This is a genomic window from Sphingomonas sp. Root241, assembly GCF_001428865.1.
GTDB lineage: Bacteria > Pseudomonadota > Alphaproteobacteria > Sphingomonadales > Sphingomonadaceae > Sphingomonas.
The window spans coordinates 3,752-4,118 of sequence record NZ_LMIV01000005.1; the positions used below are offsets into that span (position 1 = coordinate 3,752).

The 367-nt window shown below is 65.7% G+C and carries 1 protein-coding gene; it reads left to right on the forward strand.

The genetic code is table 11. The features are described 5' to 3' along the window. On the forward strand, positions 1-367 hold a 367-nt coding region (locus tag ASE13_RS19065), incomplete at both ends, for a hypothetical protein (RefSeq protein WP_162254719.1).

Below are 367 nucleotides of genomic sequence, written 5' to 3' on the forward strand. Positions count from 1 at the left end.
GGTGCGGTGGTGACGATCGATGCCGATACCTGGCAGGGGGGATCGGATTCGGCGGTGCCCGATACCCGGACCACTTATGGTTACAGCTGGTTCGACGGGGCGGTGCAGTCCTCGATCCAATATCGCCCCGACATGAACAATTCGACGACCTACAATACCAACTTCGGGCTCACCGCCTCGGGGCAGGTGGCGAGCGCGACGATCGCCGACGGCCGGCCGCGCAGCGTCGCCTTCACGCTCGATGCTTACGGCCAGGCGCTCAGCCGGGTCGAGGCCGACAGCAATCCCAATCTCGGCGATCCGCACCAGCTCTGGTACCGCTTCAACGGGCGCCAGCTGGGCACGATCGGCAACGACACGCTCGAGG